At 40.3% G+C, this 25,887-nt stretch carries 25 protein-coding genes and 1 riboswitch; of the genes, 17 read left to right on the top strand and 8 right to left on the bottom strand.

The window, feature by feature from the left end; genetic code table 11:
* Positions 1-254: 254 nt before the first annotated feature.
* From OU989_RS11680 to panF, 12 genes are all read left to right on the top strand, one after another.
* On the top strand, positions 255-1,493 hold the full coding sequence (locus tag OU989_RS11680) for a substrate-binding domain-containing protein (RefSeq protein ID WP_274793216.1): 1,239 nt from the start codon (positions 255-257) through the stop codon (positions 1,491-1,493).
* 63 nt (positions 1,494-1,556) lie between these two features.
* Positions 1,557-2,333, top strand: a complete 777-nt coding sequence (locus tag OU989_RS11675; RefSeq protein WP_274793215.1) for an ABC transporter ATP-binding protein — start codon at positions 1,557-1,559, stop codon at positions 2,331-2,333.
* On the top strand, positions 2,308-3,015 hold the full coding sequence (locus tag OU989_RS11670) for an ABC transporter ATP-binding protein (protein ID WP_274793214.1): 708 nt from the start codon (positions 2,308-2,310) through the stop codon (positions 3,013-3,015). The genes OU989_RS11675 and OU989_RS11670 overlap by 26 nt, the downstream gene beginning before the upstream one ends.
* Before the next feature lie 15 nt (positions 3,016-3,030).
* Positions 3,031-3,903, top strand: a complete 873-nt coding sequence (locus OU989_RS11665) for a branched-chain amino acid ABC transporter permease (RefSeq protein ID WP_274793213.1) — start codon at positions 3,031-3,033, stop codon at positions 3,901-3,903.
* Positions 3,900-4,916 carry a branched-chain amino acid ABC transporter permease gene (locus OU989_RS11660; protein WP_274793212.1) on the top strand — a complete coding sequence of 339 codons (1,017 nt, stop codon included), beginning with the start codon at positions 3,900-3,902 and terminating at the stop codon, positions 4,914-4,916. The genes OU989_RS11665 and OU989_RS11660 overlap by 4 nt, the downstream gene beginning before the upstream one ends.
* Positions 4,913-5,917 (top strand): 3-oxoacyl-ACP synthase, encoded by a 1,005-nt coding sequence (locus OU989_RS11655; protein ID WP_274793211.1) that lies wholly within the window; start codon positions 4,913-4,915, stop codon positions 5,915-5,917. The genes OU989_RS11660 and OU989_RS11655 overlap by 4 nt, the downstream gene beginning before the upstream one ends.
* A 12-nt stretch (positions 5,918-5,929) precedes the next feature.
* On the top strand, positions 5,930-6,841 hold the full coding sequence (gene phaZ, locus OU989_RS11650) for an intracellular short-chain-length polyhydroxyalkanoate depolymerase (protein ID WP_274793210.1): 912 nt from the start codon (positions 5,930-5,932) through the stop codon (positions 6,839-6,841).
* Positions 6,825-7,556 (top strand): 3-oxoacyl-ACP reductase FabG, encoded by a 732-nt coding sequence (gene fabG, locus OU989_RS11645; RefSeq protein WP_274793209.1) that lies wholly within the window; start codon positions 6,825-6,827, stop codon positions 7,554-7,556. Before phaZ ends, fabG begins: the two co-directional genes overlap by 17 nt.
* A 14-nt stretch (positions 7,557-7,570) precedes the next feature.
* Positions 7,571-9,049 (top strand): class I adenylate-forming enzyme family protein, encoded by a 1,479-nt coding sequence (locus OU989_RS11640; protein WP_274793208.1) that lies wholly within the window; start codon positions 7,571-7,573, stop codon positions 9,047-9,049.
* Between the two features lie 59 nt (positions 9,050-9,108).
* Positions 9,109-9,663, top strand: coding sequence for a short-chain dehydrogenase (locus tag OU989_RS11635; RefSeq protein WP_274793207.1), 555 nt, complete (start codon positions 9,109-9,111; stop codon positions 9,661-9,663).
* A gap of 222 nt (positions 9,664-9,885) precedes the next feature.
* Entirely contained in the window at positions 9,886-10,149 is a 264-nt protein-coding gene (locus tag OU989_RS11630; RefSeq protein WP_274793206.1) for a YhdT family protein, read from the top strand.
* Complete coding sequence (gene panF / locus OU989_RS11625) at positions 10,149-11,594, top strand: sodium/pantothenate symporter (protein ID WP_274793205.1); 1,446 nt, start codon at positions 10,149-10,151, stop codon at positions 11,592-11,594. Before OU989_RS11630 ends, panF begins: the two co-directional genes overlap by 1 nt.
* A 42-nt stretch (positions 11,595-11,636) precedes the next feature.
* Here the strand turns inward: panF and OU989_RS11620 are convergent, their stop codons facing one another.
* Positions 11,637-12,407, bottom strand: a complete 771-nt coding sequence (locus OU989_RS11620) for a TSUP family transporter (protein ID WP_274793204.1) — start codon at positions 12,405-12,407, stop codon at positions 11,637-11,639.
* Between the two features lie 127 nt (positions 12,408-12,534).
* On the opposite strand from OU989_RS11620, the gene OU989_RS11615 reads away from it, so the two are divergent.
* Positions 12,535-13,317, top strand: coding sequence for a TrmB family transcriptional regulator (locus tag OU989_RS11615; RefSeq protein ID WP_274793203.1), 783 nt, complete (start codon positions 12,535-12,537; stop codon positions 13,315-13,317).
* A 60-nt stretch (positions 13,318-13,377) separates the two neighbouring features.
* Positions 13,378-13,548, top strand: coding sequence for a hypothetical protein (locus OU989_RS11610; protein ID WP_274793202.1), 171 nt, complete (start codon positions 13,378-13,380; stop codon positions 13,546-13,548).
* Between the two features lie 226 nt (positions 13,549-13,774).
* Here the strand turns inward: OU989_RS11610 and OU989_RS11605 are convergent, their stop codons facing one another.
* On the bottom strand, positions 13,775-14,146 hold the full coding sequence (locus tag OU989_RS11605) for a nucleotide excision repair endonuclease (protein ID WP_274797331.1): 372 nt from the start codon (positions 14,144-14,146) through the stop codon (positions 13,775-13,777).
* Between the two features lie 204 nt (positions 14,147-14,350).
* Positions 14,351-14,460, top strand: a riboswitch (SAM riboswitch).
* 99 nt (positions 14,461-14,559) lie between these two features.
* Here OU989_RS11605 and metA point away from each other — a divergent pair.
* A complete protein-coding gene (gene metA / locus OU989_RS11600; protein WP_274793201.1) occupies positions 14,560-15,495 on the top strand; it encodes a homoserine O-acetyltransferase MetA in 936 nt (311 codons plus the stop codon).
* Between the two features lie 40 nt (positions 15,496-15,535).
* Here the strand turns inward: metA and OU989_RS11595 are convergent, their stop codons facing one another.
* The 6 genes from OU989_RS11595 to plsY form a co-directional block, all read right to left on the bottom strand.
* A complete protein-coding gene (locus tag OU989_RS11595) occupies positions 15,536-16,684 on the bottom strand; it encodes a GerAB/ArcD/ProY family transporter (RefSeq protein ID WP_274793200.1) in 1,149 nt (382 codons plus the stop codon).
* Positions 16,685-16,713: 29 nt separating this feature from the next.
* Positions 16,714-16,947, bottom strand: coding sequence for a hypothetical protein (locus tag OU989_RS11590; protein WP_274793199.1), 234 nt, complete (start codon positions 16,945-16,947; stop codon positions 16,714-16,716).
* A 4-nt stretch (positions 16,948-16,951) separates the two neighbouring features.
* Positions 16,952-18,151, bottom strand: a complete 1,200-nt coding sequence (locus tag OU989_RS11585; RefSeq protein WP_274793198.1) for a Ger(x)C family spore germination protein — start codon at positions 18,149-18,151, stop codon at positions 16,952-16,954.
* A 29-nt stretch (positions 18,152-18,180) separates the two neighbouring features.
* Positions 18,181-19,722 carry a spore germination protein gene (locus OU989_RS11580; protein ID WP_274793197.1) on the bottom strand — a complete coding sequence of 514 codons (1,542 nt, stop codon included), beginning with the start codon at positions 19,720-19,722 and terminating at the stop codon, positions 18,181-18,183.
* A 213-nt stretch (positions 19,723-19,935) separates the two neighbouring features.
* On the bottom strand, positions 19,936-20,226 hold the full coding sequence (locus tag OU989_RS11575) for a HesB/YadR/YfhF family protein (protein ID WP_274793196.1): 291 nt from the start codon (positions 20,224-20,226) through the stop codon (positions 19,936-19,938).
* A gap of 19 nt (positions 20,227-20,245) precedes the next feature.
* Positions 20,246-20,848 (bottom strand): glycerol-3-phosphate 1-O-acyltransferase PlsY, encoded by a 603-nt coding sequence (plsY, locus tag OU989_RS11570; protein WP_274793195.1) that lies wholly within the window; start codon positions 20,846-20,848, stop codon positions 20,246-20,248.
* Between the two features lie 548 nt (positions 20,849-21,396).
* On the opposite strand from plsY, the gene parE reads away from it, so the two are divergent.
* Positions 21,397-23,373, top strand: coding sequence for a DNA topoisomerase IV subunit B (gene parE, locus OU989_RS11565; protein WP_274793194.1), 1,977 nt, complete (start codon positions 21,397-21,399; stop codon positions 23,371-23,373).
* Positions 23,370-25,799 (top strand): DNA topoisomerase IV subunit A, encoded by a 2,430-nt coding sequence (gene parC / locus OU989_RS11560; protein ID WP_274793193.1) that lies wholly within the window; start codon positions 23,370-23,372, stop codon positions 25,797-25,799. The genes parE and parC overlap by 4 nt, the downstream gene beginning before the upstream one ends.
* The last annotated feature ends 88 nt before the right edge of the window (positions 25,800-25,887 follow it).

Genomic DNA, 25,887 nt, shown 5'->3' with positions numbered 1-25,887 from the left:
TCGGGACAGAGCTAGACTTGTCCCTGCCGCTGCGCTTCGCTGCACTTTCGGGACAGAAAACAAATCTGCCATTTCGGAAGATTTAAGAGAACATTTTGTCCCTGCCGTTGCGCTTCGCTGCACTTTCGGGACAGAGCTAGATGGCCCAAATATGAGCCATCTAGCTTGTAACTAATTTGTAACTGGACTTTTATATATTGTTGTCATAGCAAGAAAGCGCTTTCTATTGAGCTTATCTTAAAGGGGGATTTGGGATGAAGAGGCATTGGCATTGGTTTCTTTTTGTGATAGTAGCTGTATTGTTGGTGGCATGTAATGGGGAAGAGGCAAAGGATGAAGGAGCGGGTGCGGATACTTCTGATGGTGAGACGAAGGCGGTGACGGCAGAAGGGGGCACGATCAAGATTGGGGTGCTTGCTTCGTTAACTGGGGCGCTTGAGTCTTATGGGAAGCAAACACAGCGGGGATTTGATTTAGGGATTGAATATGCAACCGGCGGTACGATGGAGGTCAATGGGAAGAAAATAGAGGTTGTTTATGAAGATACCGAAACGAAGCCTGAGGTGGCTGTGCAGAAGGCTACAAAGCTATTAGAAGATGATCAGGTTGATTTTTTAGTAGGTTCTTCCAGCTCTGGTGATACGCTGGCTGTCCTACCACTTGCTGAGGAGTATGAAAAAATTATGGTGGTAGAGCCTGCGGTGGCTGATAGTATTACGGGTTCAGAATTTAATGAGTATATTTTCCGTACGGGTCGGAATTCCTCACAGGATGCCTATGCAGCAGCAGCGGCCATTGCTGGAGAGGGTGTGAAGATTGCTACGTTTGCACCGGATTATTCGTTTGGCTGGGATGGTGTAAATGCCTTTAAAACAGCAGCGGAGAAATTGGGGGCTGAGATTGTCTTAGAGGAATATGCCGATCCAGCAGCAACTGATTTTACGTCCAATTTACAAAAGGTAATTGATGCGAAGCCTGATTATTTATTTGTGGTTTGGGCGGGGGCTAATTCACCTTGGAATCAAATTGCAGATCTTAAAATTCAAGAAAAGGGCATAAAAATTTCAACTGGGGCGCCTGATATTATTGCACTGCAATTTATGAATCCGTTGATTGGCATGGAAGGCTTCTCGGTGTATTACCATACGCTTCCACAAAATGATGTCAATAAATGGTTAGTTGATGAGCATCAAAAACGCTTCAATGAAGTACCAGATTTATTTACACCTGGTGGTATGTCTGCAGCGATTGCCATTGTGGAGGCATTGAAACAATCGGATGGGGATGCGGATGCTAACAAGCTGATTGACATTATGGAAGGGATGTCATTTGAGACACCAAAAGGCACGATGACGTTCCGCGAAGAGGACCATCAGGCACTTCAGTCAATGTATTCAATTCGCTTAGAGCAGCAAGATGGTGTGGATTATCCTGTACCAGTACTTATTCGTGAATTAAGTCCTGAGGAAACAGCACCTCCCGTTATGAATTAGACATTTGAGAGGCGGCGTCACGCTGTCTCTCTACATAATCACTAGAGATGAAGGGAGTAGAAGATGGAGCCGATACTTTACACCGAAAATTTAACGATTCGTTTTGGCGGACACACCGCTGTAGACCGCGTCAATTTTCAAATGCCAGAAAAGCATTTGAAATCGATCATTGGGCCGAATGGAGCTGGTAAAACCACCTTTTTTAATTTGATAAGCGGAGAGCTAAAGCCAACAACAGGCGATGTTTATTTTAAAGGACAATCGCTGGCCAATAAGTCAGCCATTGAAAGAACTCGTATGGGGTTGGGTCGTTCCTTTCAAATTACGAATGTATTTCCAAACTTATCGGTCCTCGAAAATGTACGTTTAGCCGTCCAATCCAAGGAGAAAATTCGTTATCAGCTATTCCGACATTACAAAAGCTATAAGGCGATTACTGCTAAAGCAGAGGAATTATTGTCTCTCGTTTTACTCGACAATAAACGTAATGCCCTCACAACGATGTTATCGCACGGGGAAAAAAGAAAGCTTGAAATTGCCATGCTATTGGCGTTAGATACGGAAATTTTACTGCTAGATGAACCTACAGCAGGTATGTCATTAGAGGAAGTACCTACGATTTTAGAAGTCATTCGGACAATAAAACAACAAGGGGATAAAACGATTCTGCTCATTGAACACAAAATGGATATGATTTTAGATGTATCCGATTCCATTATGGTGTTGTTTAATGGCCAGCTACTAGCAGACGGTTCACCAGAGGAAATCATGAATAATGATACCGTGCAACATGCATATTTAGGAGGGCTGTACAATGACCACCTTACTGACATTAAATGAGGTTCATACACATATCGGTCAATATCATATTTTGCAGGGCGTTAATTTTGAAGCGAAGGAGGGGCAGGTTACCGTACTGCTGGGACGCAATGGGGCAGGTAAAACGACCACGCTGAAAACGATAATGGGGTTAACGCCGGCGACAAAGGGAGACATTGCTTTTCGCTCTCATTCAATTAAAAAAAGCCCAACCTATAAAGTAGCCAAATTAGGGATTGGCTATGTGCCAGAAAATCAAGGGATCTTTGCGGATTTAACAGTTGAGGAAAATATGAAAGTAGCAATGCGTAAGGAGGATCCTGCGACATTAGAGCGGCAGCAGTATGTGCTTGAGCTATTTCCGGACTTAAAGAAGTTTTGGAAAAAGGCAGGAGGGCATTTGTCTGGTGGTCAAAAGCAAATGCTGTCCATGGCAAGAGCCTTTATCAATGATAGTCAATTAATTTTGATTGATGAGCCGTCTAAGGGACTTGCGCCCATTGTAGTGGAGAAGGTAATGGAAGCCATTGTGGAAATGAAAAAGAAAACGTCCATTGTCCTCGTGGAGCAAAACTTTATCATGGCTAGTCGGATTGGTGATACCTACACCTTAATAGATGATGGCAGGACCGTGCATTCGGGCCATATGAAGGATCTCATTCATAATGAAGAACTAAAGCGGAAATATCTTGGAATTGGATGAAGGGGGTGACCATCTTTGGAGCTTTTCGTCAATTTAATCATTAATGGCTTGGCAACGGGGATGCTGATTTTTTTACTAGCAGCAGGCTTGACGTTAATTTTTGGCTTAATGGATGTGTTGAACTTTGCGCATGGTGGGTTATTTGTTTGGGGCGCCTATGCGGGAATTTTTATTTATATGTTTACGGAAAGTTTCCTTATTGGAATTCTTGGGGCGATTGTGACGGGTGCGTTACTTGGATTAATCACAGAGAAAATTATTATTACGCCCGTTTATGGCAATCATATTCAGCAAATTTTAATTACCCTGGGGCTAATGCTTGTGCTACAGGAACTCATTAAAGTGGTCTTTGGCCCAAATGGTGTTGCGGTAAAAACACCTAGTTATTTAGCGGGTAGCTGGGAAATTGGTGATGTTATTATTATTAAATATCGTTTATTTATCATTGTGATAGGTTTCGTTATTTTTGGTATTTTCCAATACATGCTGAAGCGTACAAAGATTGGATTAATCGTTCGTGCAGGTGTACAGGATAAGGAAATGGCACAGGCCCTTGGTATTCATATTAAGCGTGTATTTTTATATGTTTTTATGGTGGGCGCAGCGTTGGCGGCACTTAGTGGGATGTTGATGGCGCCCTATTCTGGAGTTATTTACGCAGAAATGGGCATGGAGTATGCCATTTTAGGCTTTATTGTAGTGGTCATTGGCGGTATGGGTAGTTTTTCGGGCTCTTTGCTTGCAGCTATTTTAGTAGGGCTTGCGGGTAGCTTTATGGCTTATTATGTGCCTGTCTTGTCACTAGCAGTCAATATGATTCTCATGGCCATCGTGTTAATTTTCCGTCCACAGGGGCTGTTCGCGATGCGAAGGGAGCGAACATCATGAACAATAAAATATCCTTGCGTTATATAGCCTTTTTCCTTTTACTAGCAATTTTTATTGTTCTTCCTTTTGTCAATGATTCGAGAACTTTGCTCATTTTACTAACGCAAATCTTTATTTTTGGGATATTAGCAATGAGCTATGATATTTTACTAGGCTATACAGGAATTGTCTCATTTGGGCACGCTATGTTTTTTGGCATCGGTGCCTATACGACCGCAGTCATGCTCAAGCAAATCGATAATACACTGTTAATCTTTGTGCTGTCCATAGTGACGGGCATGGTTCTGGCAGGGTTCATTAGTTTTTTAGTAGGGTTATTGACCTTGCGTCTGAAAAGTCATTTCTTTGCGATGCTTACGCTTGCTTTTTCAGGATTATTTTTAGTATTAGCTGAAAAGTGGCGCTCTGTCACGTATGGCAATGATGGCTTTACTTTTCGAGCACCCGATATGTTTAGAGATCGGATGACATTTTATTTCTTTGTGCTAGCAAGCCTAGTGCTCATCTTCTTAGCACTTTATCGTTTTGTGAACTCGCCGACAGGTCGCATTTTAATTGCTGTACGAGAAAATGAACAACGGACGAAATCATTAGGCTTTAATACGTTGCACTATAAAGTTATAGCCTCCGTTGTTGCGGGCATAGTGGCAAGCTTTGCAGGCTCCTTATATGCAGTGTCATTGCGTTTCGTCAATACAAGTGTGATGGCAATGGATATTACACTCGATGCCCTCTTAATGACGATAATTGGTGGGGTCGGCACGTTAGTCGGACCATTATTAGGAGCGGCTGTCATTGAATATGCTCAGCACGCTCTATCCGGCTTGGCACGAGATTATCCAATTTTTGAACGCTGGATTATCTTCTTTGGCATTCTTTATATTTTAGCTGTCATCTTTTTCCCAAAGGGCATTATTGGCTCACTAAAACTACTGTTTTGGAAATGGCGAAGAAAGCTAAAACAAAAGGAAGCGACGGTTGCCCTGCCACAGGAAAAGGAGCGATTTGAATGACAATCGGTATTGTTAGTACAGGTATTTATCTACCTCAAAATAAAATGACAGCGCAAGAAATAGCTGCTCTTTCGAATATTCCTGAGGATATTATTCGTCAAAAAATGGGCATTTATGAAAAGCCAATTCCTGGCGCACATGATCATACGGTGCAAATGGGGATATGGGCGGCACAGGAAGCAATTCAAAAGGCAAATATAGATCCTAAAGATATTGATGTTGTTATTTATATGGGGGAGGAGCATAAGGAATATCCTCTCTGGACAGCTTCCATCAAAATGCAGGAGGAGCTTGGTGCGGTCAATGCATGGGCCTTTGATGTGCAATTGCGCTGTGGCACAACGATTATGGCATTGAAGGTAGCAAAAAGCTTAATGGCCGCAGATGAAAGTATTCAAACTATTCTTCTAGCGGGCGGATATCGGAATGTGGATTTTATCGATTATAGCAACCCTAGAACACGTTTTATGTACAATTTGGCGGCTGGTGGAGGGGCCATAGTATTACGAAAAAATGAGGATAAAAACCAGCTATTAGAGGCTGATATTATGACAGATGGTTCTTTCTCGGAGGATGTCGTCGTTCCGGTTGGGGGAACGAAAACACCGTTAACCCCATCCCATTTAACTGAAAATTTATATCAGCTTGACGTTTTAGACCCTATTGGTATGAAAGAGCGCTTAGAACAGAAATCTTTACGGAATTTTTTGAAGGTCATTCGCAGCTCTTTAGCGAAAAGTGGATACAGTGAAGCACAGCTAGACTATTTAGCGATGCTGCATATGAAGAGGTCTGCTCATGATTATATTTTAGCGGAGCTTGGTTTACAGCAGGAGCAATCGATTTATTTGCAAGAATATGGGCATATCGGGCAGATTGATCAACTATTGTCGTTACAGCTAGCATTGGAGCAAAAGCGTATTCAAGACGGTGATATTGTTACATTGGTTAGTGCAGGCATTGGCTATGTGTGGGGGGCTATCACAATACGTTGGGGATAAGGGGGAAATGGAATGTTAAAAACAATTCAGCTCGCAAATGGTGAAACGATGGCTTATCGTAAGCGCTCAGGGGGAGCTCAACTTTTACTATTAGTTCATGGTAATATGACATCTTCTAAACATTGGGATATTCTGATGGATGCTTTAGATGACAAATATACAATTTATGCAATCGATTTACGCGGCTTTGGCGGATCATCGTATCATAAGCCTATCTCTGCCATTAAAGATTTTAGCGATGATGTCAAGCTATTTATCGATGCTATGCAATTGCAGACCTTTGATATGATTGGCTGGTCAACAGGAGGAGCCGTCTGTATGCAGTTTGCCGCTAATTATCCAGGGCATTGTCAACGACTGATTTTACTAGCTTCCGCTTCAACACGTGGTTATCCATTCTACACGGATTTAGGAACAGGCAATCCAGCATCCTTTAAAAGAGCCTATAGCTATGAAGAAGTGTTGATTGATACATCCAAAACAAAGCTTGTTCAAGGCTTCTATGATACAAAAAATGGTGAAGGCTTACAGTCTATATGGAATGCATTAATTTATACCCATCGACAGCCGAACGCAGAAAAATATCAAGAATATATAGAGGATATGCTGACACAACGGAATTTAGCAGAAGTGTACCATGCACTCAATACGTTTAATATGAGTGCTATTGACAATGAGATTGCAAAAGGCTCTCAAGAAGCCCTCCTACTCCATATTCCGATTTTAGTATTGCGAGGGGATCGGGATTTGGTCATTACAGAGGAAATGAATGCAGAATTGCTACATGATTTAGGCAAGGAGACACAGTTCGTTAGTTTAAAAAATTGTGGGCATTCCCCACTGATCGATGATTTAGCACAGCTAACAGCCGAAATCGAGGCTTTTTTAGAAATTGGGGGGAGAAATCATGCGATTAAACAATAAGGTTGCGATTATCACTGGCGCCGCAAATGGGATTGGTTATGCGGCTACCGAACGTTTTATTGAAGAAGGAGCATTTGTGTTTATCGCCGATTATGATGAACAGGCAGGGATTCACGCTGCCGAACAACTAGGGGACAACGTGGCCTTTATACAAGTAGATGTAGCAAGTAGAGAGAGCGTTCAACAACTAGTAGCAGCGGTAATCGAACAGAAAGGTCGCGTTGATATCCTAGTGAATAATGCAGGGATTACAAGAGATGCAATGCTGACGAAGATGACAGAGGACCAATTTCAGCAGGTTATCGATGTTAATCTGACTGGGGTCTTTCATTGTACTCAGGAGGTTATCCCCCATATGGTGGCAGCTGGTGGTGGCAAAATAATTAATACATCATCGGTAAGTGGGGTTTACGGTAATGTTGGTCAAACGAATTACGCAGCTACAAAAGCAGCCATTGTAGGAATGACGAAAACGTGGGCAAAGGAATTAGGGCGTAAGGGAATCAACGTCAATGCAGTGGCACCTGGGTTTACAGAAACGGATATGGTCAAAAAGATGCCTGAAAATATTGTGGCTCAAATGCGCTCAATCGTTCCCTTACAACGATTAGGGACACCACGGGATATTGCCAATGCCTACTTGTTTTTAGCATCTGATGAGGCTTCCTACGTCCACGGTCATACGCTTCATGTGGATGGAGCCATCATGATGTGATCGGGGGTGTTAAGATGTTTGTCGAGCAAGCTTGGATTTTAAAACGTGCCGCCTTAACGCCTCATCACATCGCGTTAATTAATTTAGCAACAGAAGAGCAGTGGACCTATCAGCAATTATCTGAGGAAATTGGTAAATGGAGTCATTTTTTTGAGCGTCAGCAGCTACAAAAAGGAAGTAGAGTCGCTGTTTTTGCAAAAAATCACATACAATTGTTTGCTGTTTTATTTGCTTGTGGGCTACGTGGACTTATCTATGTGCCGTTAAATTGGCGTTTGAGTAAAGAGGAATTAACACAAATTTTGCAGGATGCTACCCCTTCTATTCTGTTGTATGATGAGGAAGGTTCTTGTCCCTTGACACTAGAAAAGATGTTTCCTCTTCAGAGCATCGAGCAAGAGAAGGATACGGTACCAAGAAGGCAAGCAGTGGACATGGACGATCCATGGTTAATGATTTATACGGGAGGTACTACAGGGCGACCAAAAGGGGTTGTGCTTTCCTTTCAATCGGTGAATTGGAACGCCATGAATACAATTATTAGCTGGGGTTTACATGCTCAAGACCGTACATTAAATTATATGCCGATGTTTCATACAGGTGGTTTAAATGCATTATGTATACCATTACTCATGGCTGGTGGGACGGTCATCATTGGCGATAAATTTGAAGCAGAAACAGCGCTGCAAGCAACGAATCAATACAAAACGACCATTTCCCTTTTTGTGCCAACGATGTATCAAGCGATGATTGCTACGAAGTACTTTCAGGAAAATCAATTTCCTTCGATGAAAGTATTTTTATCAGGCGGTGCACCATGTCCTCATCCTATTTATGATGCCTTTTACAAGAAGGGGCTATTTTTTAAAGAAGGCTACGGTTTAACCGAAGCAGGACCTAATAATTTTTATATAGCTAGAGAGCATGCTTACGCGAAAAAAGGGGCTGTCGGAAAGAGCATGCAATTTAACGAGGCTAAAATCATCAACCCCGCAGGGCAAAGCTGTGCACCTCGTGAAGTCGGAGAGCTCTTCGTAAAAGGAAAGCATATGTTTCGATTTTACTGGAATAACAAGCAGGAAACTGCCAATATCCTGCAAGATGGCTGGTTAAAAACAGGCGATTTAGCCATGATGGATGAAGATGGTGACTTCTATATCGTGGGACGTAGAAAGGAAATGATCATTTCGGGCGGCGAAAATATTTATCCGCAGGAAGTGGAGCAATGCCTATTACAGCATCCGCATGTACAGGAGGTTGCCGTGATTGGAGTAGAGGATGACTATTGGGGTGAGATTGTAACAGCTTTTATTGTCTGTCAAAACCAAACTACTGCTGTTTTAGATGAACTCAATGAGCTATGTCACCAGCAATTAGGACGCTATAAAATTCCAAAACAAATCATTTTCCTAGATGAATTACCTAAAACAAGTGTTGGCAAAATTGATAAAAAGGCATTGCAACTACTTGTCGATACACCGAACTGTAAGTAAATAAGTAGCTTAGCGACTCTCACATTTCTTTAAATCTTAATGAAGTGAGGGATAAATGGATGACACATGCATTAGTTATTGGTGGAACAGGGATGTTAGCTAACACATCCCTATGGTTAGTGAATAATGGTTATCATGTTTCAGTCATTGGACGGAATGCCCATCGGATGGAACGTTTGCTAAACAAGGCTACTAACTCATCCATGATAACCCCTTTGTTAGTAGATTATCGGGATGAATCCTTGTTATTAAAGAAAATACGAGAAACGATGAAGCAAAATGGACCTATTGAATTAGTAATTGCTTGGATTCATTCATATGCTGATAGTACATTAGAGCGCATAGCAAGTGAAATTTCACAATGGCAAGGCGGATCATGGAAACTGTTTCATGTCTTGGGGAGTCGTGCAAATCTTATTGAAGCTAAAGGGCAAATCGATAAACTTGATGCCCTACAATACCATCAAGTTCAACTTGGCTTTAAAATTGAAGATAGTCATTCAAGGTGGCTTACAAATGAGGAAATATCACAAGGTGTCATTGATTCCATTCAGCATGATCGGTTACTCCATACTGTGGGAACGATGGAGCCTTGGGAAAAACGTCCGTCATAAGCAAATACCATTCCTAAAAACCTTCGTCTCATTCGATAGACGAGGGTTTTTATTTTTTAGAGCGGTTGAATTTCGTTATTGACGATTGGGTGTTTGCTGGAACCCTATTGAAAAATCCAAAAGTATTGATAGCTTCGAGACTACATAGGATAAAAAACGTTTCTTACACTTCCCATCAGACCAACATATCAGTAAAATAGAGTAGGTTAGGGGGATTGTCATGTGAAAGATCAACGCTTTAAAATAGCGCATCGAGAGGCGCTTATTGGGATTGGACTAGTCATTGTCAACTTTGCGATTTGGTTTGGCTTTGCCTATGGATTAGGCGGAGGAGATCCAGCTAATTATTCGTATGTATTCGGTTTTCCTGCCTGGTTTTTCTATAGCTGTATCGCAGGGACAGGCTTTATGATCCTGCTCATCTGGATTGTCATGAAACTCTTTTTCAAAGAGGTACCATTTGATGATGAGGAGGGGGATCATTAATGCATTGGCAAGTTGTATTTCCTTTGCTATTATTTCTAATTATTATTTTTGGGATTGGTATTTGGGCTAATAAGCATATCCGTTCCTCTAATTCGTTCCTTCAGGAGTATTTCCTTGGTGGTCGTGAAATGGGTGGCTTCATTCTAGCGATGACGATGATTGCTACATATGGTAGTGCAAGTAGTTTTATCGGTGGGCCAGGTGTAGCCTATACAAAAGGCCTTGGCTGGGTATTACTCGCGATGGCACAGCTTCCGGCGGGTTATTTTGTCCTCATGATTTTAGGTAAAAAATTCGCTATCATAGCTCGTCGTTACCAGGCCATCACATTAATTGACTTTTTACGAGAGCGCTACAAAAGCCATGTCATAGTGATTTTATCCGCCATCAGTATTATTGTCTTTTTATTTTCTGCGATGATGGCACAATGGGTCGGGGGCGCACGTTTAATTGAATCTTTGACAGGCTTAAGCTACACAACGGCACTGTTTATTTTTGCTATTTCGGTGTTAGTGTATGTTATTATTGGAGGTTTCCGAGCAGTAGCTTTAACGGATACAGTCCAGGGCACGATTATGGTTATTGGTACAGTTATTTTATTAATTGGCACAATTATTGCAGGTGGTGGTATCGATAATATTATGACCTCACTAGTCGCTGAAAATCCGGATTTTGTATCACCCTTTGGCGCACAGGGAGATTTAACACCACTTTATGTCTCGACATTTTGGATTTTAATCGGTGTGGGTGTCGTAGGACTCCCACAAATAGCAGTTCGTGCGATGAGCTATAAAGATTCAAAAAGTATGCATTTAGCCATCATTATAGGTACGATTGCGATTGGGACAATCATGTTTGGTATGCATTTAATTGGTGTATTAGCTCGACCTGTCCTACCTGGTATTGATATTGGGGATAAAGTGATGCCACTTCTAACGTTGAAGGTATTACCGCCATTTTTAGCAGGGATTGTATTAGCTGCACCGATGGCCGCTACGATGTCTACTGTTAATGCACTGCTCATGCTTGTTAGCTCCACAGTTGTGAAAGACATCTATTTAAATTACATGAAGCCAAAAGCAAGTGATGCAGAAATTAAGCGTGCAAGCTTTATTGTCACAACGGTCATTGGATTAGCGGTCATTATCTTTGCCCTAAATCCACCAGACTTATTAGTATGGTTGAATTTATTTGCCTTTGGTGGGCTGGAGGCAGTCTTTATTTGGACCGTGGTCCTAGGATTGTATTGGAAGAAGGCGAACAAATATGGTGCAATTGCTTCGATGATTACAGGCATGTCCCTGTACATTGTCATTGATCGCTTCTATCCTTCCATCTTTGGTATGCATACAGTCACGCTGCCAATTGTGGCATCCTTCATTATTTTTGTTATGGTGAGTCTTGCCACTAGTCATAAATTTAAAAATGAACAATTAATGATTTAAAGTAAACACGCCACAGATTACAATTCTGTGGCGTGTTTTAATTTAATGCATCATAAAATCATAGGCGTTTTTCGCTAATAATGTCATCGTCACCACGATAAAAAGCGTACGAACAAAGCCGCTTCCTTTTTGAATCGCCATTTTTGAGCCGAGCATTGCTCCACCAATTTGAGCGATCCCCATGACTAAACCATATACATAATGAATTTGCCCTAAGTAAGCAAACATACACACACCAGCTACATTACTCGCTAAATTTAAAAATTTCGCATTGCCTGCTGCCTTTAAAAAATCAAAGCCTATCAGCAGGAAGCTAAAGATTAAAAAGGAGCCTGTTCCAGGACCAAGAAAGCCATCATAAAAACCAATAGCAAATAACAGCAGCATAAATAAAAATAAATGAGTTTTAGATAAATTTTTTACAGTAGAGACAGCACCCCAATCCTTTTTAAAGATTGTATAAATTCCCACTGCTGCCAGCATGACTAACATTAGTGGCTTTAGTAATGCTGGGTTGATGAGATGGACAGTCCATGCACCACATAATGATCCGATAAATGCTAGAGGAAAATATTTAAGGACAGAGCGAATTTCCAGCTGACCAGAACGGTAGAAGGAAATAGAGGATGTTAGTGAGCCCATTGCCCCTGCTAGTTTATTAGTGGCAACAGCAGCCGCTGGGTTAAGACCAACAAACAGTAGAGCCGGCAATGAAATTAATCCGCCTCCTCCAACTACCGAGTCGACAAAAGCTGCCAGAAATCCAAATGATATTAATAGAATGATAATATGTACATCGACATCAAAAACCATGATTACACCTCTTCTAAATTAGTTACTACTGAAATAGTAACTAATTTATTTACTGCTGTAAACCCTAACTTTTTTATTGGCAAATCTTCACAACAGTAGCCTATAATAAAGATAATGGAGGGATTACATGGAGGAATTAATCACCCAGTTGAAAGATATGGGTTTTACAGAATATGAAGCAAAAGCCTATACGGCACTCGTTCAACAAAGTCATGTTAGTGCCTATCAGGTCAGCAAAAATTCTGGCATACCGCGTGCAAGAGTGTATGATATTTTAAATATCCTTGTAGAAAAAGGGATCGTGTTGAAAGAAGAGACCGCAGAACAAACGACCTATTCAGCCATGCCCGTGTCCGTATTTTTACAGCAAATGGAGCAGCGCTGGCAATCAAATTTTTCGTCGATAAGTATGAAATTAGAAAAGCTAGAGGAAAATGTTCAGGAAGTGGAGCATAAAGTCGTGATGCTAAAGGGCAAGGAGTCCATCCTCAATTACTGTCAGTCACTTTTAAGAAAAGCAAAGAAAAAAGTGATTCTGTCGATGTGGGAAGATATGTACGATGCGCTACGACAAGACCTTCAAGAAGTGTCACAGCGTATTCCTGTGCATGGCATTACACTGTATGTAGAGGAACATTTAGCGACTATTGACCGCCATAGGGCCACACACTATACGAAAAAAACGTCTACTCCACATTGGTTTATTTTATCGGTAGATGGTCAGGAAATGATTTATGGTCACTCGCCTTCCGCGCAAGAAACGGCCTTCATCACTAATGACCCTGTCCATATCTATTTGTTAGAGGATTATATTTGGCATGATGTCCTTATCAATAGACTAGTAAAACGCGATGATCAGGAGCTTGAGGATTGGATTGCGAAAGAGCGAAAAGGTTTTTTCTTAGAATAAAGATGAGAAAAGGGGAGCATTCTGAATAAATTAGTGTTGCTAGGTTTAGGGTGTCTACTAATGTTAGCAGCGTGTAATGCTACGCCACCTACCACTACACTCAGCATTCGTGAACTACCTATCGTACCAGAACATATTCAGAAAAACATCGTTTCTCAGGACAATATTCAATTATTGTATGAAATGACGCGACGTATTATCTCGTCTATTATTCAAAGGGGAATGTACTAGCAAGTATGGAAGTAGAGGAAAATAGACTTATCATTCATCTTAATGAAGGCAGCGAGCAACGAAAAGAGGCCCAACCATATGTTTTTAAAATATCGAAAAGCCCTGAACAGAACCTTATTGAGGTCTTCATCAACAAGCAAAACACACCCATCGATCGTATGACCATCCTGTGAAAAAAGAAACCGAAATCTCACTTTGATGAGATTTCGGCTTTTTGTAATTTGTCTTAATAAAAGACTTTATCAACATTGTATTTGGAGCGGAACGTATTAATGGCATATGTTTCGTAAATTTCACGTTCCATTGGATCTTCTACTTCATAGACTTCAATTTTGAACACTTCATCACGGTGGTTTTTCATCGGTGATACATTATCCTCAAAGTGCTTTTTAATACGTTGACGGATTTTACGAGCTTTCCCAACGAATAATAGCTCATTCTTGTCATTATAGAATAAGAAAATGCCGCCTTTATCACGTGTGATTTTATGGAAATCAATAAAGCCAAAATAAGGTGTGATTGGCACATCACCTGGTTTTACTTCTTGTTCACGTTGACGGATAACTACATCTGGTTTTGGAAATTCAATTTTAATCAAACTATTCACGTTCCTCTCTCTTACTAAAGCTATATGGTAACATAAATACGGCATGTTTACCATAAATTTTAAATATCGAAAAGCCACTAACAGCAAGCTTAGTGTACTTCAAATGGACAAAGAACATGCATAGCGAATCACAAAATATTCTATGAATTATTGATATTCTAACTAGTTCATGTTACAATTCAAGGTAATTAAATAATCTTATCAAGAGAAGCTGAGGGATATGGCCCTATGACGCTTCAGCAACCTCTAACATGTGTTAGAAAGGTGCTAATTCCAACAAAGGATATTCCTTTGAGAGATAAGAGTGGACGTGAAAAAAATCCTTCTCATTCTATCTCGTATGGAATGAGGGGGATTTTTTAATTTTTAGAAAAAGAGAGCGAAAACAGAGAGGGGAACGCAAGATGCCAATTAATATTCCGAAAAATTTACCAGCTGGAGAACATTTACGTGAGGAAAAAATCTTCGTGATGGAAGAGGATCGTGCGAAAACACAGCAAATTCGTCCGTTAAATATATTAATTTTAAATTTAATGCCGGAAAAAGAAAAAACAGAACTCCAATTATTACGGTTATTAGGGAATACACCGTTACAGGTCAATATTACGTTTTTAAACACTGCCACACATGAATCAAAAAATGTTAGTAAATCTCATTTACAGCTATTTTATACGACATTCAACCAAATTCGTCATCGACGCTATGATGGCATGATTATTACAGGGGCGCCAGTAGAAAAATTGGCTTTTGAAGAGGTCAACTATTGGCAAGAAATTTCAGAAATTATGGATTGGTCCAAAGAGAATGTGACATCCGTATTACATATTTGTTGGGGAGCACAGGCTGCTTTGTATCACCACTATGGAATTGGAAAGGTAGAGCTTTCAGCTAAATGTTCTGGTGTCTATTCCCATGTCATTACCGATTTAACGGTAGATTTAGTGCGGGGCTTTAGTGATTTATTTACCGCTCCTCATTCTCGCCATACGTCTGTGTCAATTGACGATGTACGCAATCATCCAGATTTACGCTTATTATCTTATTCGGAGGATGCAGGGGTATTTATCGTACAATCAAAAGATAATAAAAACATTATGATTACAGGTCACCTGGAATATGATGCCACAACACTAGCCGATGAATACAGTCGTGATGTGGCTAAGGGCCTTGATATCGCCGTTCCCGTAAACTACTTTCCAAACGATGATCCAACTAAAGAGCCTATTAATACATGGCGTGCCCACACCCATTTATTATTCTCGAACTGGTTGAACTATTATGTATACCAAGAAACACCATATGAATGGGATTTTGTTGACGAAATTGAGTATCATATTTGATTCAAATAAAAAGTCTAATTTCTTGCTAATTTAAAAGAAATTAGACTTTTTGATTGTCATTGCTTGTTTCTGCTTTGGGCATTTCGCTCGTTTCAGCTTTCGCTTTGCGATTGCGAATAATCGCCACAATTAGTAAAAGGATCGGTAATAGAATGGTGATGAAAAAAGAAAAGATTGGCCAAATTTCATTATTATATTTGTTCGAATGGACAATGTTTGGGTGAACTATTTGAGAAAGCCCAATAACAATTAGCCCCATCGGTATAATGAGAGGCCGATGATCCTTGATTTTTAAAATCTGGGCAAGGCCGACAACGGTCGTATAGAAATACATAAAAGTTCGAATATAAATGGATGAGATCCACATAAAGGCCATTATAATCTCAATCCGCTGCAAAAAATTCCCTATCGATATTCTTTGTGCTAAGGCATAGCTTGGAAAGGTTCTAGAAGCCGTATTTTCAGGACCTAGTACAAGAATTGATAGCACAATCAATGTCACTAAAACAAATCCACCTAAGATGGTCCCAATATAAAACCCTTTCTGCGCGGATTGCTGTACATTAACCGCAGCAGGGTAAAGCATTAATAACACAATTAATGGAAAGGAAAAAATACTCATAAAACGAATAATACTATAAAACATTGATGATTTTGTTGCCTCGAGTACAGGTTGAATATTTTCAAACGTAATCTGAGGGGTAATACAGACAACAAAAAAAATAAAAATAAAGACAAATAACGGAAAGAGGATTTCTGCAGACCGCGCAAAAGTTTCAATGCCTAAATAGGCAGCATACATAATGATAATAATAAACAGCAAGGCAATCGCCATGGTCGGTGTTTCCGGCATCACTTCTGTTTTCATGAATATCCCGATAAAATAGAGTAATTCTCCAGCGGAAAGAAAGGTTAGAATCAGGAAACAAATGGCTGTGAATTTCCCCAAAAAGGGTCCGAGTATTTTTTCGTTTGCCTCAATAAAATTAAGAGAAGGTGTTTGGTTGGCTAGCGTCATAAATAATTTAATAACCAGTAAACTGAGGATGACCCCAATGCTGGCAGCAATCCACGAATCTTGCTTAGCGGCACTTGTGATGCTAGCGGGAATAATTAAAATAGCTGTACCGATTGAATAAAGGAGGGTAATAATTGTAAACTGTCTTGAGCTAATGATTTCCTTTTCCATCGAATCCCTTCCTTTTTTAGTCATTCTCTCTATTTGCTTAATGACAAAATATAATCTCTAATCGGTGTAAATATAAATGTTATTAAATCTAATGGGCTCGGAATATGGATTTTAAGGGCAATTGCCATATTTAAAGCCGTACCAATAAGTAACAAAATGGAGAACACAACAATGCCCTTTGTATCCTGTTGTTTTTTTAGTTTTGGAATAAAAATAATGCCTACGATGACCGAGATGATCAAGATCGCAACGGCTAGAACCACTTCGTTACTCCTCCTTTGGTTTGTTTAGTAATGAGTTTTGCATTGTACCTAAGCCTTGCGTTTTCACCTTCACATGAACATGAATCGGCAATTCTGGAAAGATAGTTGGCCAATCATTTTTGATTTGTTTCCACTGTTTTGCATCTGCCCGATGGAGTGTATCACCAAATCCTAGAACATCAACTTCATATTGTTGTTGTATTTTCTCTAATGCTTCTTCGATTCGCCCTTTGATACCTTGAGCTGTTTTTTGATTCACATAATCAATAGATTTAGGTTTTGAAAGGTCGATATCACATTCTACTTCTCCCACGTTCTGCTCCACTTCAATTTGAACATCGATTGCTGGCTCTCCATGTTGAAAGGAGCCTTTTACTTTTGTTTTGGAATGTGTGATTTCTGTAGATAAAGTACCTTTCTTCGGACAAGCGATGATTTCAATGGTACTTTTAATTTTGTCACTGAGAAAACTAACACTTTTACTTTCTTCCTCTGTCAGTAATCCGATGAATTTATCCTTTTTAAAGACAGCTAGACCTGCGTATTGTAATAAAACGGGTGTTTTGACGCGCTGAACATTGGCTTGATCGACGCCTAATTTTTTATCGCCGTGAATTTCAATCGCAGAAATTAATGCTCCTTTATCCTTACTACTTAATGTGTTAACTAATTCATCTATATTAATAGCGATTGTGGAGCCCCAAGCCTTTTCAGAAACCTCAAGTGAATTTAACATTTTATTAGCAGGCACCTTTTCGATGGGTGTTAGTACATTTAACACATCCTTTGCTGCAGCCTCATAAGACATAATGACATCGAAATCTTTTCGAAATTCATGATCCCTCGAAATTAAATCAAGTGATTCACTGATTCCTTCTTTTGCGAGCTCTTCTCCTAAGACGACTACTTGCAGATGAGCAAAATAGGGTTTCCGTGCTGCAAGTGTTGTCATTTTGCGAATAGCCTCAAAGATAGTCTCACCCCTCGCATGATAGCTAATAACAGGGGAGCGTTGTGTGGAGGCTTGTTTCATCGACACTTCACTAGGATCGACAATCTGCACAGTGACCTCATATGCATCGTCTATTTTATCTATTCCAAGTGCAACGACAATGGCTAATTCATTTAATTCACGCTTACTCCAGCAACCACTTAATAATAAAGTGAGGATGCAAAGTAAGCCGATCACTTTTATTTTCGCCATATTTAATTTCCTCATTTATTCAGTAGTGATTACCTCTTTTTTACATCTTTATATTGATGGCCTCTGACAATGTTTTTCTGGTTAACTAAACGAGGTCGTGTTAGTAACTTTCTACGTGGGAATAATAGAAAGGCATCTTTTTGATCCTTCAGGACTAACGGTGCAAAAGGGCTTAAATAAGGTACACCAAATGATCGAATACTACATAAATGTAGAATAATCAACATAATGCCAAACATTACACCAAATAAACCAAACATCGCAGCACAAATCATTAATGGAAACCGTAGCACACGAATAGTATTCGATAGGCCATAAGCAGGGAAGAGGAAACTACAAATGGCTGTTAAGGCGACAATGATGACCATTACAGCAGAAACAATGCCTGCTTCAACCGCTGCTTGACCAATAACTAAGGTACCTACAATCGACACAGCAGGACCGATTGTTCTTGGCATACGAAGTCCAGCTTCCCTCAAAACCTCAAAGGCAATCTCCATTATGAGTGCCTCTACTACAGCTGGGAAGGGGACGCCCTCCCTTTGCGATGCAATACTGATTAACATTGGTGTTGGCAGCATTTCTTGGTGAAAGGTTGTAATGGCTACATACAGTGATGGTGCTACTAATGCTAGACTAATACCAAAAAAGCGCAATATGCGGATCAGGGAGCTTATCATCCAATGCTGATAATAATCTTCTGCTGACTGTAAAAAAGATGTAAATAACGCTGGCACCACTAAGACAAAGGGTGTTCCATCTACTAAAATCGCTACTTTCCCATCTAATAATTCACCAGCAATGACATCGGGACGTTCGGAGTTGTAGATAGTTGGAAACATGGTATTTTTAGAATCCTGAATGAAATCCTCAATATAACCACTTTCCAATATGCCATCAATATTGATGCGGTCTAAACGAGCTAATACCTCTGCGACAATTTTGTCGTTCGCGATGCCATTAATATACATGACTGCTACATCTGTTTGTGTGACATCACCGATAATACGTGATTTAATCCAGAGGTTTGGACTTTTTATTTTACGACGGATTAGGGCTGTATTGGTACGAAGTGTTTCCGTAAAGGATTCCCTAGGTCCTCGTATAACCGATTCCGTCGATGGTTCTGTTACTGCTCGATCTTTCGCACTTCTTGTGCTGGTCACTATCCCTTCAGCAAAGCCATCTAATAATATAACCGTTTCACCATTGAGAATAGCTTGGTAGAGCGTTTTAAAGTGCTCAATATTTTTTACATCACCAACTGTTAAATAGGAATTTCGGACATATTCATTAATGGTTGTAATTTCAATATCTTGTTCTTCCTCAATGTTAGCCATCAGTTTATCAATAACAGAATCGGAAATGGTTGTTTTATCTGATAAACCATCAATCGATATAATGGCTAGGTGATGAGGTTCAGTTTCACCAATAGTAATTTTTCGTATAATGATGTCATTGCTATGACCGAGTGAGTTCTGAATGATTTTTAAATTTTTAGCAAGGGACGTGTATAACAAATCGTTCATAGTATGGGATGGGGAGGTATCAATATTGTTAGACGTGGACATGTGTTTTCCTCCTCAAATGGACGTTCATTACCATTAGAGTGGACAAATTTTTTACCAGATAAACGAAGAAGGCATGAAAATCTGCCATGGATTTCTACTGGATGTCTTCTCAGCTTCGGGTACCGCTAAAGATTACTTCAACGTAACAACCTTGGACCATGAAGCGAAATAAAAAACAATGTTTCCTTTCATATGCTGAAAGGAAACACTGCTTTATGTACGATAATCATATTGTAATTCATCTTTACTTGCATCAACGTCAACATGTAGATTGTGATCGTTAAAGAACCAGAGGTCTTTCTCTTCAATGTAATAGGTTACACCATCAATTTCTGTTTGAACACCTATAGCGATCGGTTCTTCACGAGTCATGCCAAGTGAAAAGCCTTCGTGAAAAGGACTAGAACCACCATAGCGTGCATAAAAGCGAATGGTATCACCTGATTCTACTTCCATTTCCTGCTTGAACCATTGTAGGGCTTCATCTGTTAATGCAATGTTCATTTCGAATGCTCCTCTCTTCCTACAGCCATTTTACCTTTGGCTCGGTGCCGTTTTTAATCCGTGAAATATTGGCACGGTGACGATAAATAATAAAAGTGAATAAAAAGGCTACCAAAATGCCTAATGCAAAGTCACCTGTAACAAAATAATAAACGATTGCATAAATAAGTGCTACTAAAGCGGCTATCATAGATGTTAAACTAACGATTTTAGTAATTTTTAATGTCACAATAAAGGCAATAAATAATAGGACAAACAGTGGCCATGAATAGCCTAATAAAACACCCGCAGAGGTTGCCACTGCCTTCCCACCACGGAAGTTGGCGAAGATCGGAAACATATGGCCGATTACGGCAACTAGGCCGAGTAGTAAAGGATGGAGCATACTGTCAGAGAAAATAGGAAGTGTCACGAGTAACACTGCGGCAGTTCCTTTTAAAACATCCATCACGGTCACCACGATACCCGCTTTTTTTCCTAACGTGCGGAAGGTATTGGTTGCACCTAGATTACCGCTCCCGTGTTCACGAATATCTGTGTTATAAAAAATTTTGCCTATCCATAATCCAGAAGGTATAGAGCCAATTAGATAAGCACATAAAATAATAAGTCCATTGATCATAGCTGGACTCCTTTCATTCATAGTCAATACTTGGTACTAATAGTTTGTAACAAGTATTTTACACTTTTTCTTGCTAATCTACAATGTTATGAAGGAGATTTCATTATGGGTCTTGAATTCAATTACCATAGGGTAGTCTTTTAGACATGAGAGGATCAGTTGTGGAAAAAAGCCTTTTTAAAAATATAGGCATAAAGGCAATTTTGTCAATCGTTCATTCCTTTGGTAGAATAGAAGTCTAACTTTATCCAGTTAATCGCGAGATACATCGTAGCACTTTCATCGCTCGAGATGGGAAGCCAAACAAATGGAAGTGAAACTAAATAGGCTACTATGCGTCAAACGATAATGGATAGTAGTAGCAGTCTGTCTTGCTTAAATTCCAAATTTAAGCAACTGTTGAAGATGTTTACTATAAAAAGAATCAAAACTGTGAGCAATTTTTAAAATTTTATTGGACCTGTCGCTAGCTATTGACAGGAAATGCTATTATTATTAGGATGAGAACATAAATAGAACATGTGTTTGTTTTTTGGAGGGGAATTTTTTTGACGAATAAACAGTCACCTAGCGTCTATAATGATGACGCTATACAAGTATTAGAAGGATTAGAAGCGGTACGCAAACGACCCGGCATGTATATCGGTTCGACGGATGGCCGTGGACTTCATCACCTTGTGTATGAAATCGTAGATAATGCGGTAGATGAAGCACTGGCTGGCTTTGGATCTCATATTATTGTCAAGATTCATCAGGATCAGAGTATCAGCGTGCGAGACTTTGGCCGTGGTATGCCAACAGGTATGCATAAAATGGGCAAACCAACCCCTGAAATTATTTTTACTGTGCTGCATGCAGGCGGTAAATTTGGACAAGGGGGCTATAAAACAAGTGGTGGCTTACATGGTGTAGGTTCTTCTGTAGTCAATGCACTCTCAACGTTTTTAGAGGTTACCATTCATCGTGACGGTAAAAAATATCGTCAGCGTTTTGAGAACGGTGGACATCCTGTTACAACGCTAGAAGAAATAGGACAAACAAAGCAAACAGGTACTCTTGTTCATTTCCTACCGGATGACAGTATTTTCTCTGTCACAAAATTCAATTATGATACGTTAGCAGAGCGTTTACGTGAGTCAGCCTTTTTACTAAAAGGGTTAAAAATTGAATTAATTGATGAGCGCGAGGAAGGCAAAAGTGATGTGTTCTTTTATGAGAATGGCATTGAAGCTTTCGTTGCGTATTTGAATGAGGAAAAAGACGTCCTTCATCCGGTGAAGTATGTAGAAGGTATCCAGGATGAAATCGAGGTAGAGTTCGCCTTCCAATATAATGATGGTTATTCGGAAACGATTTTATCCTTTGTTAATAATGTTCGTACACGTGACGGTGGAACACATGAAACAGGTGCGAAAGCAGCATTAACGCGTGTATTTAATGAATATGCACGAAAAATTGGCTTGTTAAAGGATAAGGATAAAAACCTTGAGGGGACTGATATTCGTGAAGGCTTAGCGGCCATCGTCTCTGTTCGTATTCCAGAGCATTTATTGCAATTTGAAGGACAAACAAAGGGCAAGCTTGGGACAAGTGAGGCTCGTTCTGCAGTAGATAGTGTAGTGTCTGAGCAAATTTTGTATGTACTAGAGGAAAATGCGGAGTTATCAGCTTCTCTTGTGCGTAAAGCCATTCGTGCGCAGCAAGTACGTGAAGCTGCTCGTAAAGCGCGTGAAGATGCACGAAACGGCAAGAAAAACAAAAAAGGTAGTACCATTCTGTCTGGTAAACTAACGCCTGCACAGTCTCGGAATGCCGCAAAAAATGAATTATACTTAGTCGAAGGTGATTCTGCTGGGGGCTCTGCGAAACAAGGGCGCGACCGTACATTCCAAGCGATTCTGCCACTGCGCGGGAAAGTCATTAACACGGAAAAAGCCAAGCTACAGGATATTATGAAAAATGAAGAAATCTCAACGATTATCCATGCGATTGGCGCAGGTGTTGGTACAGACTTTGCTGTAGAAGATTCCGCTTATAATAAAGTAGTAATCATGACCGATGCTGATACGGACGGAGCTCATATTCAAGTATTGCTATTAACGTTCTTCTATCGATATATGCGCCCACTTATTGAAGCAGGAAAAGTATATATCGCGCTACCACCACTTTATAAAGTTTCTAAGGGTACTGGAAAAAAAGAAGTCATTGAATATGCTTGGACAGAAAGCGATCTACAAAAGGCCATCAAAAAAGTTGGAAAGGGTTACATATTACAGCGTTATAAAGGTCTTGGAGAGATGAATGCAGACCAGCTTTGGGATACAACGATGAACCCTGAGACACGGACATTAATTCGTGTCACAATCGAGGATGGTGCACGTGCAGAGAGACGTGTCACGACGTTAATGGGTGATAAGGTAGAACCCCGTCGTAAATGGATCGAAGCCAATGTAGACTTCGGTATGGAGGATGATGCCAATATTTTAGAGAATGAATTCATCCAACAAGAGGAGGACCAAGCATGAGTAGTACGGAAAAGTTTCAAGATTTACCTTTAGAAGAAGTAATGGGTGACCGCTTTGGTCGCTATAGTAAATATATTATTCAAGACCGCGCGTTGCCTGATGCACGTGACGGTCTTAAACCAGTACAGCGCCGTATTTTATATGCGATGTTTACAGAAGGAAATACCCATGATAAGCCGTTCCGAAAATCTGCGAAAACAGTCGGTAATGTAATCGGTAATTACCATCCACACGGAGATAGCTCTGTCTATGAAGCGATGGTGCGTATGAGTCAGGACTGGAAAGCACGTCATATGCTTATTGAGATGCATGGGAACAATGGTTCGGTCGATGGAGATCCACCAGCTGCCATGCGTTATACGGAGGCACGATTATCTGCGATTGCTGGTGAAATGCTACGAGATATCGGCAAGAAAACGGTTGAGTTTGTACCGAACTTTGATGACCAGGATATGGAGCCAACTGTTTTACCAGCACGTTTCCCTAACTTACTAGTGAATGGATCTACAGGGATTTCGGCGGGGTATGCGACAGATATTCCGCCACATGCTTTAGATGAAGTGTTAGATGCCGTATTAATGCGCTTAGATAAGCCTACTGCGACAGTGGATGAATTAATGACGGTCATTAAAGGGCCAGATTTCCCGACAGGTGGTATTATCCAAGGCGTTGACGGCATTAAAAAAGCATATGAAACGGGTCGCGGTAAAATTATTGTCCGTGCACAAGCGGTTGTGGAGCCTATTAAGGGTGGTAAAGAGCAAATTGTTATCACAGAATTACCATACGATGTCAATAAGGCGAATCTTGTGAAAAAAATTGATGAGCAACGCGTAGATAAACGTCTTGAGGGGATTGCGGAAATTCGTGATGAATCTGATAGAACTGGCTTACGTGTTGTCATTGAACTGAAAAAGGATGTACCAGGACAAGGAATTCTTCAATACCTATTTAAAACAACGGATTTACAGGTAGCATATAATTTTAATATGATTGCCATTCATAATCGTCGTCCAACAATGATGACCTTACCATTATTATTGGATGCCTATATTGCCCATCAAAAAGAAGTAGTCACGAACCGTTCCATTTACGATTTACAAAAGGCGAAGGATCGTTCCCATATCGTGGATGGGTTAATTAAAGCCCTTTCCATTTTAGATGAAGTGATTGCAACAATCCGTTCTTCTAATGATAAAAAGGATGCCAAGCTTAATTTACAGGCGAAGTTTGATTTTACAGAGGTACAGGCAGAGGCGATTGTCAGCTTGCAATTATACCGTTTAACCAATACAGACATTACAGAGCTTCGACAAGAACAGGACGAGCTAAATAGGTTGATTGCTAAGCTAGAGGGGATTTTACAAAGTGAGGCAAAGCTTGTACGTGTCATTAAACAAGAATTGCTTGATATTAAGAAACGCTTTACAGAGCCTCGTCGCTCAAGAATTGAGCAAGAAATTGAAGAGATTAAAATTACCTTAGATGTTCTTGTACCAAGTGAAGAGGTTGTCGTAACCGTAACGAAGGATGGCTATATTAAACGTACTTCGACACGTTCACATGCCGCCTCAAATGGTCAGGATTTTGCGATGAAGGATTCGGATTACTTATTGTATGAAGCAACCTTAAATACACAGCACCATTTACTCCTATTTACAAATCGAGGCAATTATATTTATCAGCCTGTTCATGAGCTGCCAGATATTCGCTGGAAGGATCTTGGTCAGCATATTTCAAGTATCGTGCCAACGGGTGAAGATGAGTCAATTATCGCTGTATATGGCTTTGAAACATTTGATCAACCAAATACGTACATCTTCACTGCGACAAAGGATGGTCAAATTAAACGCTCTCCACTTGCCGATTACGCGGTGACACGTTATTCAAAACCAATTAAAACGATGAATGTGAAGGCTGGCGATGCCATGATCTATGCAGCGTTTGTGACGGATGACGTGGAATTGATGTTAACAACAGATACGGCTTATTCAATTCGTTTCCCAATGGAGGAATTACCAGTAACAGGTGTAAAAACAGGCGGAGTAAAGGGCATTACGCTAAAAGATGGGGAAGCCTTAGTCGGTGTGAATGTGCTACAACCTGATCAAACGCAATATGTTGTCATTGTGACACAGCGTGGGGCTGTTAAGAAAATGAATGTCGCAGAGGTTGAAGTAGCCAGTCGTGCAAAACGTGGTCTAAAAGTATTAACAGAATTAAAAGCAAATCCGCACCGCATTGTGGCCGTTATTCAAGCAACAGATGAGGAGCAAATTGTTATTGAAACAGAAAAAGGTGTGCAAGAGGTGTTAGATGTCCAAGCATTGACTCGTGCTGATCGCCATTCCAATGGATCGTTTAAAGTGGATATCGCAACAGATGGGGCTATTTCCCATGTTCTAACGACCCAAAAGGAACAATAACCAAGCTTTTTTAACGCCCAGTCTCTTTTGTGAGCTGGGCTTTTTTTGGTGTAAAACGGTTAAACCAAATTAGTACCTTGTCTTTTAA

It is taken from the genome of Lysinibacillus irui, assembly GCF_028877475.1.
Taxonomy (GTDB): domain Bacteria; phylum Bacillota; class Bacilli; order Bacillales_A; family Planococcaceae; genus Lysinibacillus; species Lysinibacillus irui.
The sequence above is the reverse complement of the archived record's forward strand: the minus strand, read 5'-3'. Positions and strand labels throughout refer to the sequence as shown.

Excerpts from the sequence above, each read along its gene's own strand:
- OU989_RS11615 (WP_274793203.1), top strand. The coding sequence starts at position 12,535 with ATGGAGGAATTAATCACCCAGTTGAAAGATATGGGTTTTACAGAATAT.
- fabG (WP_274793209.1), top strand. The coding sequence starts at position 6,825 with ATGCGATTAAACAATAAGGTTGCGATTATCACTGGCGCCGCAAATGGG.
- OU989_RS11595 (WP_274793200.1), bottom strand. The coding sequence starts at position 16,684 with ATGGAAAAGGAAATCATTAGCTCAAGACAGTTTACAATTATTACCCTC.
- OU989_RS11675 (WP_274793215.1), top strand. The coding sequence starts at position 1,557 with ATGGAGCCGATACTTTACACCGAAAATTTAACGATTCGTTTTGGCGGA.
- OU989_RS11585 (WP_274793198.1), bottom strand. The coding sequence starts at position 18,151 with ATGGCGAAAATAAAAGTGATCGGCTTACTTTGCATCCTCACTTTATTA.
- OU989_RS11635 (WP_274793207.1), top strand. The coding sequence starts at position 9,109 with ATGACACATGCATTAGTTATTGGTGGAACAGGGATGTTAGCTAACACA.
- OU989_RS11575 (WP_274793196.1), bottom strand. The coding sequence starts at position 20,226 with ATGAACATTGCATTAACAGATGAAGCCCTACAATGGTTCAAGCAGGAA.
- OU989_RS11580 (WP_274793197.1), bottom strand. The coding sequence starts at position 19,722 with ATGTCCACGTCTAACAATATTGATACCTCCCCATCCCATACTATGAAC.
- plsY (WP_274793195.1), bottom strand. The coding sequence starts at position 20,848 with ATGATCAATGGACTTATTATTTTATGTGCTTATCTAATTGGCTCTATA.
- phaZ (WP_274793210.1), top strand. The coding sequence starts at position 5,930 with ATGTTAAAAACAATTCAGCTCGCAAATGGTGAAACGATGGCTTATCGT.
- OU989_RS11620 (WP_274793204.1), bottom strand. The coding sequence starts at position 12,407 with ATGGTTTTTGATGTCGATGTACATATTATCATTCTATTAATATCATTT.
- OU989_RS11680 (WP_274793216.1), top strand. The coding sequence starts at position 255 with ATGAAGAGGCATTGGCATTGGTTTCTTTTTGTGATAGTAGCTGTATTG.
- panF (WP_274793205.1), top strand. The coding sequence starts at position 10,149 with ATGCATTGGCAAGTTGTATTTCCTTTGCTATTATTTCTAATTATTATT.
- OU989_RS11655 (WP_274793211.1), top strand. The coding sequence starts at position 4,913 with ATGACAATCGGTATTGTTAGTACAGGTATTTATCTACCTCAAAATAAA.
- OU989_RS11660 (WP_274793212.1), top strand. The coding sequence starts at position 3,900 with ATGAACAATAAAATATCCTTGCGTTATATAGCCTTTTTCCTTTTACTA.
- metA (WP_274793201.1), top strand. The coding sequence starts at position 14,560 with ATGCCAATTAATATTCCGAAAAATTTACCAGCTGGAGAACATTTACGT.
- OU989_RS11640 (WP_274793208.1), top strand. The coding sequence starts at position 7,571 with ATGTTTGTCGAGCAAGCTTGGATTTTAAAACGTGCCGCCTTAACGCCT.
- parC (WP_274793193.1), top strand. The coding sequence starts at position 23,370 with ATGAGTAGTACGGAAAAGTTTCAAGATTTACCTTTAGAAGAAGTAATG.
- OU989_RS11610 (WP_274793202.1), top strand. The coding sequence starts at position 13,378 with ATGTTAGCAGCGTGTAATGCTACGCCACCTACCACTACACTCAGCATT.
- OU989_RS11670 (WP_274793214.1), top strand. The coding sequence starts at position 2,308 with ATGACCACCTTACTGACATTAAATGAGGTTCATACACATATCGGTCAA.